Annotated in this window: 12 protein-coding genes; 5 read left to right on the top strand and 7 right to left on the bottom strand. The window is 41.3% G+C overall.

Features of this window, described 5'->3' with window-relative positions:
* Window positions 1-40 precede the first annotated feature (40 nt).
* Window positions 41-1,132, top strand: a complete 1,092-nt coding sequence (gene alr / locus AACV00_RS00270) for an alanine racemase (RefSeq protein ID WP_004245898.1) — start codon at window positions 41-43, stop codon at window positions 1,130-1,132.
* Between the two features lie 55 nt (window positions 1,133-1,187).
* Window positions 1,188-2,381, top strand: a complete 1,194-nt coding sequence (locus tag AACV00_RS00265; protein WP_012368490.1) for an amino acid aminotransferase — start codon at window positions 1,188-1,190, stop codon at window positions 2,379-2,381.
* Between the two features lie 121 nt (window positions 2,382-2,502).
* Here AACV00_RS00265 and AACV00_RS00260 read toward each other — a convergent pair whose 3' ends face one another.
* The 3 genes from AACV00_RS00260 to uvrA all read right to left on the bottom strand — a co-directional run bounded on the left by AACV00_RS00260 (window position 2,503) and on the right by uvrA (window position 8,732).
* Window positions 2,503-3,852 carry an L-cysteine desulfidase family protein gene (locus tag AACV00_RS00260; protein WP_004245900.1) on the bottom strand — a complete coding sequence of 450 codons (1,350 nt, stop codon included), beginning with the start codon at window positions 3,850-3,852 and terminating at the stop codon, window positions 2,503-2,505.
* Window positions 3,853-3,913: 61 nt separating this feature from the next.
* Window positions 3,914-5,245 (bottom strand): amino acid permease, encoded by a 1,332-nt coding sequence (locus AACV00_RS00255; protein ID WP_004249166.1) that lies wholly within the window; start codon window positions 5,243-5,245, stop codon window positions 3,914-3,916.
* 652 nt (window positions 5,246-5,897) lie between these two features.
* On the bottom strand, window positions 5,898-8,732 hold the full coding sequence (uvrA, locus tag AACV00_RS00250) for an excinuclease ABC subunit UvrA (RefSeq protein ID WP_004249165.1): 2,835 nt from the start codon (window positions 8,730-8,732) through the stop codon (window positions 5,898-5,900).
* 252 nt (window positions 8,733-8,984) lie between these two features.
* On the opposite strand from uvrA, the gene ssb1 reads away from it, so the two are divergent.
* Both ssb1 and zur read left to right on the top strand, forming a co-directional pair.
* Window positions 8,985-9,509 (top strand): single-stranded DNA-binding protein SSB1, encoded by a 525-nt coding sequence (ssb1, locus tag AACV00_RS00245; protein ID WP_004249162.1) that lies wholly within the window; start codon window positions 8,985-8,987, stop codon window positions 9,507-9,509.
* Window positions 9,510-9,850: 341 nt separating this feature from the next.
* Complete coding sequence (gene zur / locus AACV00_RS00240; RefSeq protein WP_004245904.1) at window positions 9,851-10,381, top strand: zinc uptake transcriptional repressor Zur; 531 nt, start codon at window positions 9,851-9,853, stop codon at window positions 10,379-10,381.
* A gap of 180 nt (window positions 10,382-10,561) precedes the next feature.
* On the opposite strand, the gene lexA is transcribed toward zur, so the two are convergent.
* On the bottom strand, window positions 10,562-11,173 hold the full coding sequence (lexA, locus tag AACV00_RS00235) for a transcriptional repressor LexA (RefSeq protein ID WP_004245906.1): 612 nt from the start codon (window positions 11,171-11,173) through the stop codon (window positions 10,562-10,564).
* A gap of 127 nt (window positions 11,174-11,300) precedes the next feature.
* Window positions 11,301-11,672, bottom strand: a complete 372-nt coding sequence (locus tag AACV00_RS00230; protein ID WP_049202973.1) for a diacylglycerol kinase — start codon at window positions 11,670-11,672, stop codon at window positions 11,301-11,303.
* 130 nt (window positions 11,673-11,802) lie between these two features.
* Here AACV00_RS00230 and plsB point away from each other — a divergent pair, with 130 nt between their 5' ends.
* Window positions 11,803-14,286, top strand: a complete 2,484-nt coding sequence (gene plsB, locus AACV00_RS00225; protein WP_020946339.1) for a glycerol-3-phosphate 1-O-acyltransferase PlsB — start codon at window positions 11,803-11,805, stop codon at window positions 14,284-14,286.
* A 113-nt stretch (window positions 14,287-14,399) separates the two neighbouring features.
* Here the strand turns inward: plsB and ubiA are convergent, their stop codons facing one another.
* Both ubiA and ubiC read right to left on the bottom strand, forming a co-directional pair.
* Window positions 14,400-15,254: a 4-hydroxybenzoate octaprenyltransferase gene (gene ubiA, locus AACV00_RS00220; protein ID WP_004250107.1), complete on the bottom strand. Its 855-nt coding sequence runs from the start codon at window positions 15,252-15,254 to the stop codon at window positions 14,400-14,402.
* Between the two features lie 28 nt (window positions 15,255-15,282).
* Complete coding sequence (gene ubiC / locus AACV00_RS00215; RefSeq protein WP_004245914.1) at window positions 15,283-15,792, bottom strand: chorismate lyase; 510 nt, start codon at window positions 15,790-15,792, stop codon at window positions 15,283-15,285.
* Window positions 15,793-15,860: the final 68 nt, after the last annotated feature.

Raw genomic sequence — 15,860 nt, 5'->3', positions numbered from 1 at the left:
CCATCCACCTTGACGGAATAAAAGGAAATAGAGAAATAACATGAAAGCGGCAACCGCAGTAATAGATCGCCGCGCTCTGCGTCACAATTTTCAGCATGTGAGAGACTATGCACCACATAGCCACCTGATAGCTGTCGTGAAAGCAAACGCTTATGGTCATGGGTTATTAGAAACAGCATATACTTTAATGGATGATGCTGATTGTTTTGGCGTAGCACGTATCGGTGAAGCCTTAACATTACGTAGTGGGGGGATTGTGAAACCCATCCTACTACTTGAAGGCTTCTTTGATGCTGTTGATTTACCCATTTTGGTGGTTAACCATATTGAGACTGTTGTTCATAGTGAAGAGCAACTCGAAGCGTTAGAAAATGCCGATTTAGAAGAACCCGTAAAAGTCTGGATGAAGCTCGATACTGGAATGCATCGTTTAGGCGTCCGTCCTGAAGAAGCTGAGGCTTTTTATCAACGACTTTGTGCTTGTAAAAATGTCCAACAACCCGTCAATTTGGTCAGTCATTTTAGTCGCGCGGATGAGCCTGATATTCCTGAAGTCACACAAAATCAAATTCAGCTATTTCAAGCCTTTATCCAAGATAAAGCGGGTGATAAATCTATCGCTGCTTCTGCGGGAATTTTATTTTGGCCACAAGTCCATTATCAATGGGTTCGCCCTGGGATCATCACATACGGTATCTCACCAACGGGTGATAACAGAACAGGTAAAGACTTTGGTTTAACCCCGGCAATGACACTAAAAACGAGCCTTATTGCGGTTCGTAAACATAAAGCAGGTGAACCCGTTGGTTATGGTGGCACATGGGTAAGTGAAAAAGATACTTATCTGGGTGTTATTGCTATCGGTTATGGTGATGGTTACCCACGTAGTGCACCTTCTGGCACCCCTGTTTGGATCAACGGTCGAAAAGTGCCGATTGTTGGACGCGTATCCATGGATATGATCAGCGTCGATTTGGGATCTGAGCTAATTGATCGTGTCGGTGATGAAGCTATTTTATGGGGAGATGTGCTACCCGTAGAAGAAATAGCCAAATATAGTGGTATTAGCGCGTACGAATTAATTACCAAATTAACTTCGCGCGTCATTATGGAATACCTAGACGAACAATAGCACACAAGATATTGTATCTATCTGGCACACAAAAAGTGATTGGAGAATAAAAGCCGTGTTTCAACAGGTTGAAGCGTTTGCGGGAGACCCGATTCTCTCATTAATGGATGTCTATAATAAAGATCCACGTCAAGATAAAATTAACCTAAGTATTGGTCTTTATTATGATGAAGAAGGCAAAACCCCCATTCTAGGCACCGTGTCTGTGGCGCGTCAGCAGCTTAATGCGATGACACCTACCGCAACACTGTATTTGCCAATGGAAGGACTCGCCCCTTATCGCCACGAAGTACAGACTCTCCTTTTTGGTGCTGATAACCCGCTTATTGCAGACAAAAAGATTGCTACCATACAAACATTAGGTGGCTCCGGAGCGCTAAAAGTCGGCGCAGATTTTCTACATCGCTATTTTCCAAGCTCTGAAGTTTGGATCAGTGATCCCACTTGGGACAATCATGCGTCTATTTTTGCGGGCTCCGGCTTTAAAGTAAATTATTACCCTTATTTTGATCCCGAAACCAAAGGGGTCAAATTCGATGCATTAATCGATTGCTTTAAAAAACTTCCTGAAAAAAGCATCGTACTGATGCACCCATGTTGCCATAATCCAACAGGCTCTGATCTCACCAAAGCACAATGGGATCAGGTCATTGAGATCCTCAAAGCGCGTCAAGCAATCCCTTTCCTTGATATTGCTTATCAGGGATTTGCTGAAAGTTTAGATGATGATGCTTATGCGGTTCGCGCTATGGCAAAAGCGGGGTTACCTGTATTAGTCAGTAACTCATTCTCTAAAATCTTCGGGATTTATGGGGAACGGGCGGGTGGCTTATCGATTGTATGTGATAACGCGAAAGAGTGTGAGCATGTATTAGGGCAATTAAAAGCGGGCGCACGTCGTATCTATTCAAGTCCTGCTAACTATGGCGCACAACTGGTTAATCAAGTTTTATCAGATCATGTATTAACCGCACAATGGCAAAAAGAAGTGGCTCATATGCGTGACCGCATCAAAGAGATGCGTGTAACTTTAGTTAATGCCTTAAAAGAAGCATTACCTGAGAAAAACTTTGATCATTTATTAACACAACGCGGTATGTTCAGTTATACCGGCTTTTCACCAGAGCAAGTAGATAGATTACGTGAAGAGTTTGGTATTTACCTGATTGGTACAGGTCGTGTTTGTATGGCGGGTGTCAATAACAATAATGTGCAGCGCATTGCACAAGCCTTTGCAGCCGTCAGTTAATTAATATAACCAACCATTCGTTGCTGATATTAGCTTAAAAAAATACCTGCCTATTTTCATAAGCAGGTATTTTCTTTACTGCATTACAACATTTTTCACTGTCTTTTTAGGTCTTTGCCTTTTATGCATTGACAGCTTGCTGCTTTTCCCCGGCATTACGGCGTGCTTTTTCTTCCATGATCTCAATAATTTGAATATCTGTATGTTGCATTGCACGACTGGCTAATGCGCAGAGATTCGCAATTGAACTATCAACATCATCACTGACAATCCCGTCAGTGCCCGCTACACTTTGATTTTGCATCGCCATTAAAACGGCTTTATACGCACTCGCCGCACTACTTGATACTTTCATTGCACAGCTATTCGACGCGCCATCACAGATAATGCCACTAATATCACCAATCATACTGTTGATTGACATACTTACAGTGGTGAAGTCTTTAGTCAGTAGCCATGCCATACCCGCAGCCGCCCCCATTGATGCAGTGGTTGCCGCACACAATGCAGACAGAGGTGGGAAATGGCTATGAACATAAATCGCCATTAAGTGCGATAAAACTAATGCCCGTAATAAAGTTTCGTCATCTGCTTGAATAAATTCAGCAACTACCATTACCGGCAATGTTGCAGCAATGCCTTGATTACCGGAGCCTGAGTTACTCATAGCAGGTAATACAGCGCCCCCCATACGTGCATCTGAAGCGGCAGACGTTCTTATCATGATTTCACTCAGTAAATCCTTACCTAATAAGCCATTCTCTTGCTGTGAAACCAGCGTCCGCCCTATCGCCAATCCATAACTATTTTTTAGTCCTTCTTCTGATAAAGCACCATTTAGATAAGCCGCATCAAGCATAAAGGCGACTTGATCTATAGGTACATTGAGTGCAAAGCGATAAATATCTTCAGCACAAACCGTCGCAAAAGGCTTTTCTTCTACGCTATCCCCGGCATGAGTCAAACTCGTTTTATCATCCTCAAAAACAACTTTGCCATTACACTCACAGCGCACAACATGGGTATGCTCTTTAGCAATACTGACAATGGCATAACCTGACTGACCATATACTTTTGCTTCGGAGTAGAGTACATCACTACATGGCGTTTTCACGCCAACCGTCACTTTTCCTTCAGCAACCAATGTCTTAGCCTGAGCGATAGCTTGTGGTGATGCTGTAAGTAATACTTCAAGGCCAGCATCCGGATTGCCCCCTGTCGCCCCTAATGCAGCCGCGATGGGCAATCCCGCCATTCCCGTTCCTGGTACTGTTACGCCCATTCCGTTTTTCATTAAATTAGGCGAAACCCACGCTTCAATACCAACAACAGGCTCAGCTAATAATGCGGTTGCTTTTGCCGCAGCTAATGCCAATGAAATCGGCTCAGTGCAACCTACTGCTGGCTTAACACCTTCACGTAATTGACGAATAAACTGCGACCATAAATGAGAATTATTGTTCTGGCTCATAATCTAACACCTTGGATTAATATCGTTGTTAATAACAGCTAACTCGAACCGCAGTTGACGACTATGAGAATGCCAAGAACGGAGAAACACAAAGTAGCAGACCCGTAAAGATAATCAGATAAAGTGATGCGCCTTTGTATTTATGTAACATCGGTACTTTGTACACTAGGTATGCAGGGATAAGACAACCGACCATACCAAAGATAGGACTACAAATTGAGGTAAAGCTCAGTACTGGTGCATTGAGAATAATGGCGCCCCAAGCTAACAGCACAGCAAAGATCATAATGCCGTTTTGTACCCATTTTTCATTGATTTTTTCAACGGGCATCATGCGTTGCAGAATATTCATCACAATCCCTTGTGTTGCTTCACGGAAACCGAGATAGACACCAAAGAATGCGGTCATTACTGCGAAAATATTCAGCATCACACTCACTACGGTTACCCAACCACCAGGGAAGAATTTTGCTGCAATCGCTAATGCAGAGATATTTTGCTCATAAGCTTTTACTGCTTCATCATGTCCCATTGCTAATGTGAAGGAGATCGCATAGAAAAACACCGTACAGAACAACACACCGAAAGCGATATTCATTGCACGTAATGCTTTATGACGCGCTACTTCACGATTTTGGTTACGACTACGATAAGAGATAACCATTGGGCTTAATGTTTGGATAAACAAAATAGAAGTTAATGTAAAAGGTAGTGTGATAATGGCTTCTTTAATTAAACGTCCGGCAGGTGGTAATGCGCCAACATTATACAGATGCCACATACCAATCATTGAAAGACCTAATGCCGCAACAACCAGTAGTTTTGTCATTACCATAAAGCTTGATAGCTTAAACAGTAATTGTTCACCACGAGAAGAAATAGCCACTAACGCACAGATTAAAATCAGACCATAGAATGGATTTTCTGATAATAAACTGTCAGTCACACCAAAAGTTTGTAGATAAGAAGCACTGTCATTCGTGATAGCTGTGGAATAGACAAACATCCAAATCACTAACATCACAAAATAGAGTGCACCTAATAAAATACCCCAGTTTTTACCGAGATAACCGGTGATAACGCTTGGGTAGTCTTTACACTCAGGAGATTCAGCCAACGTATTAATAAATAGGCGTTGGAAAAGGTACATTGCGGGGTAACCAATCACGGAGGAAAGTAAGAAAACCCACAATCCCATTAAGCCAACCTGTACAGGTAAAAAAACAATCCCTGCACCGATAGCCATACCGATACTCATGATAACCCAGCCCACATCATTGCCGTCAAATTTAATTGCTGCACGCCATTGTTCTTCTGTCATACCTGCTCGGCGAGCGCCAGCACTAGTTGCGGGATAGCTTGTTGTCTCTGTTTTTGAGGAAGCCGTTTCCATATTAGTACTCACTTTTTATATTGTAATTGTTAATAGCAAAACGAATTTTGGGGGTAAAAAGAACTATCTAACTTTGCGATGACCTAATAGCCTTACTTTTTGCAGGTATTTTTATTATGGGTAAATGATAGGAAATATTGCGGAGAAAAAAGTTGTTATAAATCGTGATAGCTGAAAACGTTTTGGGAAATAATTCTCTCACAAGGAGAAAAGTAGGATTATCTGTTCAAAGGGAACAGTAAATAATAACCTTCCCCCTACGGCAACCTTTTTATTTACATAATACTTTGAAATATAACAAAATATCACTATTGTTATACAATAATAGTCAAGTATAACAAATGAAACAAATCCATGAATAAACTGTGCTATGCATCACGATATACTATGATAATCCTTTCTATTTAGCTTTGTTATCTCGTATTTAGTTAAAATAATGTAATAAAACAGCAGAATTAACTATTTATTCTTTTTTTTATAAAAAGAGTGTTAATTATATAAAAAGCGGCTATCAGCGTGACTGACGAAAAAAGAATAGTTTTATCTAATAGAATTAATTTCTCTAATAAAATATCAAATTCCTTTTTATAAAGAAAAACGCTACAAACAAAATTTGTAGCGTTTAGACAAGAAGTGCGTAAACCGAGTGCTATTAATAACCGCGCTCTAAAATTGGTTTCAAAAACCTTGCCGTGTGGGAGCCTTCAAAGTCAGCAACTTGCTCTGGCGTACCGGATATCAAGATCTGACCACCACCACTGCCTCCTTCAGGCCCTAAATCAACGATCCAGTCAGCGGTTTTGATCACATCGAGGTTATGCTCAATCACCACAATTGTATTACCCTGATCACGCAACTGATGGAGCACATCAAGAAGTAACTCAATATCGGCAAAGTGCAAACCCGTGGTCGGTTCATCCAAAATATAGAGGGTTTGGCCTGTACCCCGTTTTGACAACTCTTTGGCTAATTTAACCCGTTGTGCTTCACCACCCGATAACGTAGTGGCAGACTGTCCTAAACGAATATAAGAGAGTCCCACATCAATCAATGTTTGTAGCTTACGCGCTAATGCGGGCACCGCATCAAAAAACTCTCTTGCTTCTTCGATTGTCATATCTAGCGCTTCGTGAATATTTTTCCCTTTATATTTAATCTCAAGGGTTTCACGATTATAACGTTGCCCTTTACACTGATCACAAGGCACATACACATCAGGTAAAAAGTGCATTTCAACTTTTAATACACCATCGCCTTGGCAAGCTTCGCAACGCCCCCCCTTCACGTTAAAACTAAAGCGCCCTGGCGTATAACCGCGAGTTCGTGATTCTGGTACACCAGCAAAAAGTTCACGGATCGGGGTAAATACTCCGGTATAAGTCGCAGGGTTGGAACGTGGCGTACGACCGATAGGACTTTGGTTAATATCAATCACTTTATCAAAGTGCTCTAATCCCTCAACGTCTAAATAAGGTGCTGGCACGCTATTAGTGGCGCCATTTAATTGACGTTGAGCAATGGGGAATAACGTATCATTAATTAAGGTTGATTTACCCGAGCCAGATACACCGGTAATACAAGTAAATAAACCAACAGGTATTTTTAAATTAACGTTTTTTAGGTTATTACCTTTCGCCCCTAAAATAGTGAGCATTTTTTCGCGATCAACAGGAACACGCTTTTCAGGGATAGCAATACGGCGTTCGCCACTTAAGAATTTACCGGTTAATGAGTTGGGATTATTAACAATATCTTCCAGTGTACCCTGAGCGACTATCTCACCACCATGAACGCCAGCACCCGGCCCAATATCAATAATATGATCAGCGGCACGGATAGCGTCTTCATCATGCTCAACGACGATCACCGTGTTACCTAAATCACGCAAGTGGATCAACGTTTCCAGTAGGCGATCGTTATCGCGTTGATGCAAACCAATTGAAGGCTCATCAAGTACATACATTACCCCTACTAATCCAGCACCAATTTGGCTTGCTAGGCGAATACGCTGCGCTTCGCCGCCTGATAATGTCTCCGCTGAACGAGAAAGAGTGAGGTAATTTAATCCCACATTGACCAAGAATTTTAATCTGTCACCAATCTCTTTTAATACTTTTTCGGCAATTTTCGCTCGCTGACCACTGAGTTTTAGATTTTGGAAAAAGCTCATCGCATGACCAATACTGTAATCCGCAATTTCAGGTAACGTGGTATTTTCAACATACACATGGCGAGCTTCGCGACGTAAGCGAGTACCACCACAAGAGGCGCAAGGACGATTGCTAATATATTTAGCTAACTCTTCACGCACCGCACTCGATTCTGTTTCACGATAGCGGCGCTCCATATTATTTAATACCCCTTCAAAAGGATGATGGCGAACCACAACATCCCCTCGATCATTGGTGTATTTAAATTCAATATTTTCTTTACCTGAACCGGATAAAATCACTTTCTGGATCTTGTCGGGTAATGAGTCAAAGGGGGCTTCAACATCAAAATGATAGTGCTCGCCTAATGAGCGCAACATTTGGAAATAGTAAAAATTGCGCCGATCCCACCCTTTAATCGCACCACCGGCCAGAGAAATTTCTCGATTCTGGATCACCAAATCAGGATCGAAAAATTGTTGAACCCCTAAACCATCACAAGTAGGACACGCACCTGCGGGGTTATTAAAAGAGAATAACCGTGGCTCTAGTTCACTCATGCTATAACCACAAATAGGACAGGCAAAGTTTGCAGAAAAAACGATATCTTCAGCACTGCTATCGTCCATATCAGAGATAACAGCAGTACCGCCAGAAAGCTCTAATGCGGTTTCAAAAGATTCCGCTAAACGTTGAGCCAGATCGTCACGAACTTTAAAGCGATCAATGACCACTTCAATGGTGTGCTTTTTCTGTAACTCCAAGGTAGGGGGATCTGATAAATCACACACTTCACCATCGATACGAGCACGAATATAGCCTTGTGCAGCAAGATTATTGAGTAATTTTACATGCTCACCTTTGCGCTCTTTTACGATTGGCGCCAATAACATTAAGCGTTTACCTTCAGGTTGCGCTAAAACATTATCCACCATTTGGCTTACCGTTTGAGCCGCTAAAGGGATATCGTGATCAGGACAGCGCGGTTCACCCACACGTGCAAATAATAGACGTAGGTAATCGTGGATCTCGGTAATGGTACCGACCGTTGAGCGTGGGTTATGTGATGTCGATTTCTGCTCAATCGAAATAGCGGGCGATAACCCTTCAATATGATCAACATCAGGCTTTTCCATTAAGGAAAGAAACTGACGAGCATAAGCTGAAAGCGATTCAACGTAACGCCGTTGGCCTTCCGCATAAAGCGTATCAAAGGCTAAAGAGGATTTACCTGAGCCAGAAAGTCCCGTAATAACAATAAGTTTATCGCGAGGAATGACCAAATTGATATTTTTTAGGTTATGGGTGCGAGCGCCCCGTACTTCGATTTTATCCATGAATATATCCCGGATTAAGTGAGTCGCCGAAAAAGAAAGAATCGGATAATTATGACACAAAACTAGCTGAATGGATATACAGTATATATATTGAAACTGAATGATAATGAAAATTTGCCATATTAAGACAATAAAATGTCGATCCTGTTCTCAATGGAGAAATTCATTACTCATCATATTCAAATTTTAGCTTACGTGATAAACTTCATCGCTTATGATTTCAAAAAATTTACTTTCGCAGGAGTACCTCACATGGCGAGCAGAGGCGTTAACAAAGTTATTCTTATCGGTAATTTAGGGCAGGATCCAGAAATCCGTTATATGCCAAGTGGTGGTGCAGTGGCAAATCTGACACTAGCAACTTCAGAAAGCTGGCGCGACAAACAAACCGGTGAAATGAAAGAGAAAACCGAATGGCACCGTGTGGTCATTTTCGGCAAACTAGCAGAAATTGCTGGCGAGTATCTGCGTAAAGGTTCACAAGTTTATATTGAAGGTCAATTACAAACACGTAAATGGCAAGATCAAAGTGGTCAAGATCGCTACAGCACTGAAGTTGTGGTGAATATCGGTGGCACAATGCAGATGTTAGGTGGCCGTGGTGGTCAAGATAATGCACCTTCACAAGGCCAAGGCGGTTGGGGTCAACCTCAGCAACCACAAGCATCACAACAGTTTAGTGGTGGCGCACCATCTCGCCCAGCACAACAACCAGCAGCGGCACCAGCGCCAAGTAATGAACCACCAATGGACTTTGATGACGATATTCCGTTCTGACGGTTACTTAAGAACTTACCTTATCTTCTAAGTTATATAACATCAAACGCTAAAGCCTGTTATCCCATTAACGGGCTTTTCTTTGTTTCATGCTTATCCCGCATTTGCCAATCATATTGTCACACCTTGTCTATTTCCCATTGGCTATTACTCGTTCATCATTGGCGTTAAGGTAAGTCTTGTGAATAAATATTAGCCCCTTCCACTATGGTTAGATTTGATTTACTGATAATGACAATTTATAGCGTTATTTTCTCAAAATCCCACTTTCCACAAAGGTTTGCTCAAAAAAAATATGGTAAGATCATCGTAATTAATCACGTCTGAGAGCATCCTATCCTATGAATGAAGAGAAATTGCTCGCTCAGGCAGAAAAGATCTGCCAGAAACGAGGTGTTCGCCTGACTTCACAACGTCTGGCAGTATTGCGTCTGATCATGCAACAACCTACCGCAATCAGCGCTTATGATTTATTAGATTTATTACGCCAAGTAGAGCCTCAAGCTAAACCACCTACCGTATATCGTGGATTGGAATTTCTACTTGAACAAGGTTTTATTCACAAAATAGAATCCACCAATAGCTATGTGCTTTGTCATCATTTTGATGATGCTGAGCATACATCGGTGATGTTAATTTGTGATCGTTGCTTATCAGTCACAGAAAAAAGTAGCCATAAAATTGAAGGGGCGATCACCACACTCGCTAAAGATAATGGCTTTCATTTACGCCATAGTGTGATTGAAATTCATGGGCTGTGCGCTCAGTGCCATGAAGCCCAAGCCTGTACACATCCAGAAGGTTGTCACCATGATCATAGTATGGATGATAATCTTAAGCAGAAAAAAACCGGTGACTATAAGCCTCGTTAAGCAGATAAAAGATAAAAGTCAGCGGAACATATGTTTTTTTGTATAAATTAAAAACAGAAAATGCAGATGATTTTACACATCATCTGCATCTTTTTGACGTTCTCCCCGCCCTGATGAACTGGAGGACGAGGTTTCGGCGCATCTGGTACAATAATTTGTATTGAATGAATTAGATACAAATTACAGCCATTCGCCGTTACGGATAACCCCTACTGCTAATCCTTCCACAGTAAAGCTCTGCTCACGTAAATCAACGATAATAGGTGAAAACTCTGGATTTTCTGCGTGCAGTTCTATCTTACTACCGACTTTCTTAAATCGTTTTACAGTTACTTCATCTTCAATACGTGCGACAATCACTTGGCCATTATGGACATCTTGTGTTTTATGCACAGCAAGTAGATCGCCATCCATAATACCGATATCTTTCATCGACATACCATTAACACGCAGTAAAAAATCTGCGCTCGGTTTAAAAAGCATAGGATCAACTTGATAATGGCTTTCGATATGCTCTTGCGCTAAAAGTGGTTCACCGGCTGCAACTCGTCCAATTAATGGTAAGCCTTCAGGCTCTTCTTCAAGTAGCAAACGGATACCTCTAGATGCACCAGAGACAATTTCTATCACGCCTTTGCGAGCAAGTGCTTTTAAATGCTCTTCTGCCGCATTAGGTGAGCGAAAACCAAGTTGGGAAGCGATTTCCGCCCGTGTTGGTGGCATACCCGTTTGCGAAATGTGATCACGAACCAAATCGTAAACCTGCTGCTGCCTTGCAGTTAATGCTTTCATTCCGCCCCCTGTTTGTTTATACAGTCAGACTGTGAGTATATACAGGTATATGCCGATTGGGAACTACAAATGCATATAAAACACGCATCTTTGCATTATTTTTCGACAATTGTCGATTTTTTTTACTTTATGCAAAAAAATGATGCCAAAGAATGGTTCCCCAAGTAAATAATCCCAATATAATAGCGACGAGAACGGCAGCTGATCCCATATCCTTTGCTCGTCCTGATAATTCATGACGTTCTGTACCAATGCGATCGACGACAGCTTCTATAGCACTATTGACCAGTTCTAAAATGACGACAAGGACGACTGAAGCAATCAATAAAATGCGCTCTAGAACACTGACATCGATAAAAAATGCAAGGATAATTGCTATTAAGGTCACAATAGCTTCTTGTCTAAAAGCGGCTTCATTGATCCAAGCGGCGCGTAAGCCCTGATATGAATAGCCACCAGCTTTAATGATTCGGGTAAGACCTTTATTTTGATTAGCCATAATAAACTCTATCGAAAACAAACGATTATTTTGCCACTTTTCTCTATTAATATTGTCACAGCACCACAGATCTACGAAAGACTTTCTGTTATGCTTTCGAAGTATTGCTAATAAGAGGCTACAACTATTTATGTCAGCTTGGCGTAAACTATATTATAACACATTGAATTTACCACTGAAATTGTTGGTAAAAAGTAAACGAGTTCCGACTGATCCTATCACTGAGTTAGGCTTAGATAAGTCGCGATCTTTCCTTTATGTTCTGCCTTATCACTCTAAAGCAGACTTACTGACATTACGTCAGCAATGTTTATCTCTTGGCTTGCCAGATCCTCTGCAACCCATAGAAATTAACGGAACCAAACTGCCAGCCTATGTCTTTATTGACGATGGCCCTAGAGTATTCCGTTACTACTCTCCCGATCCGCGTAAAGATTCAGTGAAAACATTCCATGCTTATCTTGATGCTCATCGTAACAATCCGCATCTTGATATTGAAATGTTACCTGCTTCAGTGATGTTCGGTCGCTCACCGGGTCGAGAAGGTCATAATGGCGTCCCCCATTTACGCTTATTAAATGGGATCCAGAAATTTATTGCCATCCTCTGGCTAGGTCGAGATAGTTTTGTCCGTTTCTCGCCGACCGTATCCATGCGCCAAATGGCGAATGAACATGGAACCGATACCAGCATTGCTCGAAAACTTGCGCGTGTGGCGCGTATTCACTTTTCACGTCAGCGTTTAGCAGCAGTTGGCCCAAAACTACCTGCACGCCAAGATCTCTTCAATAAACTATTGGCATCCAAAGCCATTGAAAAAGCCATTGAAGATGAAGCAAAAGCGAAAAAAATTACGCTTGATAAAGCACGTAAAAATGCCACTGATATCATGGAAGAGATCGCCGCTAATTTCTCTTATGAAGCGGTACGAATGACTGATCGTGTATTAAGCTGGACATGGAATAAGCTCTATCAAGGTATCAACGTTTTTAATGCAGAACGTGTGCGCCAACTTGCGCAAGATGGACATGAAATTGTCTACGTACCTTGTCACCGTAGTCATATGGACTACTTATTGCTTTCCTATGTACTTTATCATCAAGGATTGGTTCCCCCACATATTGCTGCGGGTATTAACCTTAATTTCTGGCCAGCAGGACCGATTTTCCGTCATTTAGGGGCTTTCTTTATTCGTCGAACCTTTAAAGGAAATAAACTTTATTCAACCATCTTCCGGGAATATTTAGGTGAGTTATTCTCTCGAGGCTACTCTATTGAATATTTTGTTGAAGGTGGACGCTCCCGTACAGGTCGACTGTTAGATCCTAAAACAGGGACGCTGTCAATGACCGTGCAAGCCATGTTACGTGGTGAGACACGCCCTATTTCCATCGTTCCCATTTATATTGGCTATGAGCATGTCATGGAAGTTGCCACTTATGCCAAAGAGTTGCGTGGTGCGACAAAAGAGAAAGAAGGTTTTATGCAGATGATCAGAGGATTGCGTAAACTACGTAACCTTGGTCAAGGCTATGTCAATTTTGGTGAACCTATTTCGCTATCACAATACCTTAATCAGGCAGTGCCTGACTGGCGCGATGATATTGATCCCATTGAGCCACAACGTCCAAGCTGGTTAAATCCTGCAGTTAGTGCGTTAGCGGATAATATTATGGTCAATATTAATAATGCTGCTTCGATTAATGCGATTAACCTTGTCTCTACGGCGTTGCTAGCATCCCGTCAGCGAGCACTAACTAAAGAACAATTATTAGAGCAAATAGATTGTTATCTACAGTTACTGCGTAATGTGCCTTACTCATCAGATATGGTTGTCCCCGATAAAAGCTCAGAGACATTATTAGCACACGCCTTGCAAACAGATAAATTCCAAGTTGAGCAGGATAGTCTTGGTGATATTATTATATTGCCTCGTGAAAGTGCCGTATTGATGACTTATTATCGCAATAACACCATTCACTTAATGGTTACACCATCATTAATTGCGAGCATTGTCTTGCATCACGAGCGTATTCACCGTGATGACTTAATGAAACAGGTAGAATTAATTTTCCCTCTTATCAAAGCTGAGTTGTTTATTCGCTATGAAAAAGAGGAGTTACCTGATGTGGTTAATACACTGATTAGTGAGCTTTGTCGCCAGCGTCTAATTTGCTGTGCTGATGATGGCATATTACGGATCAATCCAGCACGTATTCGCCCATTACAGCTTTTAGCAGCAAGTGTTAGAGAAACGCTACAGCGTTATGGTATTACGCTCTCTCTACTCAATTTTGCTCCTGAAATTAGCCGTGCACTATTAGAAAGAGAAAGCCGCATTTTGGCGCAACGACTTTCTGTATTGCATGGTATTAACGCACCTGAGTTCTTTGATAAAGCGGTTTTCTCCACTTTAGTTTCTACACTGCGTGAAGAAGGTTATCTCAAAGATAATGAAGATATCCTCAAAGCAGATGCCTCTGCACTTTACCAAGTTATTGCGAAATTAATGTCACCAGAAATTCGTTTAACCATTGAGAGTGTAGGCGTTACTGAAGATAACAATTCAGCACAAGCGATTGAGGAAAACCCTGAGTCCAGCATGGATAAGTAGTTGCTTAATAGCAAATCGCGCTATAATCAGTAATAGAAAAGGGATAAGCAATTGGCTTATCCCTTTTATTTTTATGCAATTTCAGTAATCAGCTAGCGCTGGTAATATGTTTATTAGAAATAATTAAATAAAATACCTGCAAATAAAACAAAACCAACATAATTATTATTCATAAACGCTTGAAAACAAGGGGCCCTTTCCCGTTCAGCAATTAATTTCTGTTGATAAATAAACAGGGCTGTCACGAGTAACAATGACCAATAATAGATCCCTTTCATATTCAGCAAAACGCCAATCGCCACTAATAATGCCAACATCACTAACTGTAAAATACCAATAATGATTTTATCGTAACGACCAAACAGAATGGCTGTCGATTTCACCCCTATTTTTAAATCATCATTGCGATCGACCATGGCATATTGAGTGTCATACACAACAGACCAGATAATATTGACCAAAAAGAGTAACCAACATACTAAAGGTAGTGTTTCAGAAACTGCAGCAAATCCCATAGGGATAGACCAACCAAAGGCCATACCTAAAATTAATTGAGGCAAATTACTAAAACGTTTTACAAAAGGATAAAACCATGCGAGTGCAAGTGCGGCAATAGATAACCAAATGGTCATGGTGTTTAACGTAAGCACTAATCCAAACGAAAACAGCACCAAGACAATAAAGATAATCTTGCTCTCTTTCTCCGTTACAGCACCACTAGGTAATGGTCTATTTTTAGTTCGTTCAACGTTGCCATCAATTTTTCTGTCAGCAAAGTCATTTATTACACACCCAGCGGCACGCATGGAAAACACACCTAGAGTAAATACAATTAGGATATGCCAGTCAGGAAAGCCTTTAGCGGCGATCCATAATGCCCAATACGTTGGCCAAAGTAATAATAGCGCTCCAATAGGCTTATCTATACGCATTAAACGGCTATACGCCTGCCATTTATTGTGCGTCATACTTCCCTCCAATTTTAGCTCCCCCTAACTACTGCTTATATACAGGTGATGCAGGCAAAAACACCTCAGTTAATAATAAAGGTTTATCTGAAAGCTGGAAACGGGAACGACGTAACCAATGTCCATTTTGTTGCCCAATATGAATAAAATCACGACTTAAAGTTGTTTCCTGGAACAGATAACGTCCTAATGGCACCGTACGCAAATTCACTAATTGGCGATCTTCACCCGTTAATGTCTCTTCCGGCACTAATGTTCGCCCTAATAACCAAGGTACATTATCCCCACAAAGGACGATTTCTCTTAGCCAATAGCGTCGGCTATAAGGTAAACACTTTTGTTCATCAGCAGGCTCGATATATTCAATAAAACCTTCTTGATATGGCATTACCGTCACTTGATGGCAATGTTGCTCAAAACGTCGTGTCATTGAACCTAATTCCAGCAGCCAACTTAAGGTATTTTCTGCGACTTCTTCACGCTCTTCATCTGATAACCAGTGAATAGGTGCGTGAGTGATTATGGATTTTTTAAACATTCTTTCATCATCACAACTATGATGATCCTAACTTTATAAATCATTATGCACTAAGGATATCATGATGT

It is taken from the genome of Proteus sp. G3927 (assembly GCF_963894685.1).
Taxonomy (GTDB): Bacteria; Pseudomonadota; Gammaproteobacteria; order Enterobacterales; family Enterobacteriaceae; genus Proteus; species Proteus mirabilis.
The sequence above is the reverse complement of the archived record's forward strand: the minus strand, read 5'-3'. Positions and strand labels throughout refer to the sequence as shown.

Excerpts from the sequence above, each read along its gene's own strand:
- ubiC (WP_004245914.1), bottom strand. The coding sequence starts at position 15,792 with ATGTTTAAAAAATCCATAATCACTCACGCACCTATTCACTGGTTATCA.
- uvrA (WP_004249165.1), bottom strand. The coding sequence starts at position 8,732 with ATGGATAAAATCGAAGTACGGGGCGCTCGCACCCATAACCTAAAAAAT.
- ssb1 (WP_004249162.1), top strand. The coding sequence starts at position 8,985 with ATGGCGAGCAGAGGCGTTAACAAAGTTATTCTTATCGGTAATTTAGGG.
- plsB (WP_020946339.1), top strand. The coding sequence starts at position 11,803 with ATGTCAGCTTGGCGTAAACTATATTATAACACATTGAATTTACCACTG.
- alr (WP_004245898.1), top strand. The coding sequence starts at position 41 with ATGAAAGCGGCAACCGCAGTAATAGATCGCCGCGCTCTGCGTCACAAT.
- zur (WP_004245904.1), top strand. The coding sequence starts at position 9,851 with ATGAATGAAGAGAAATTGCTCGCTCAGGCAGAAAAGATCTGCCAGAAA.
- AACV00_RS00255 (WP_004249166.1), bottom strand. The coding sequence starts at position 5,245 with ATGGAAACGGCTTCCTCAAAAACAGAGACAACAAGCTATCCCGCAACT.
- AACV00_RS00230 (WP_049202973.1), bottom strand. The coding sequence starts at position 11,672 with ATGGCTAATCAAAATAAAGGTCTTACCCGAATCATTAAAGCTGGTGGC.
- AACV00_RS00260 (WP_004245900.1), bottom strand. The coding sequence starts at position 3,852 with ATGAGCCAGAACAATAATTCTCATTTATGGTCGCAGTTTATTCGTCAA.
- lexA (WP_004245906.1), bottom strand. The coding sequence starts at position 11,173 with ATGAAAGCATTAACTGCAAGGCAGCAGCAGGTTTACGATTTGGTTCGT.
- ubiA (WP_004250107.1), bottom strand. The coding sequence starts at position 15,254 with ATGACGCACAATAAATGGCAGGCGTATAGCCGTTTAATGCGTATAGAT.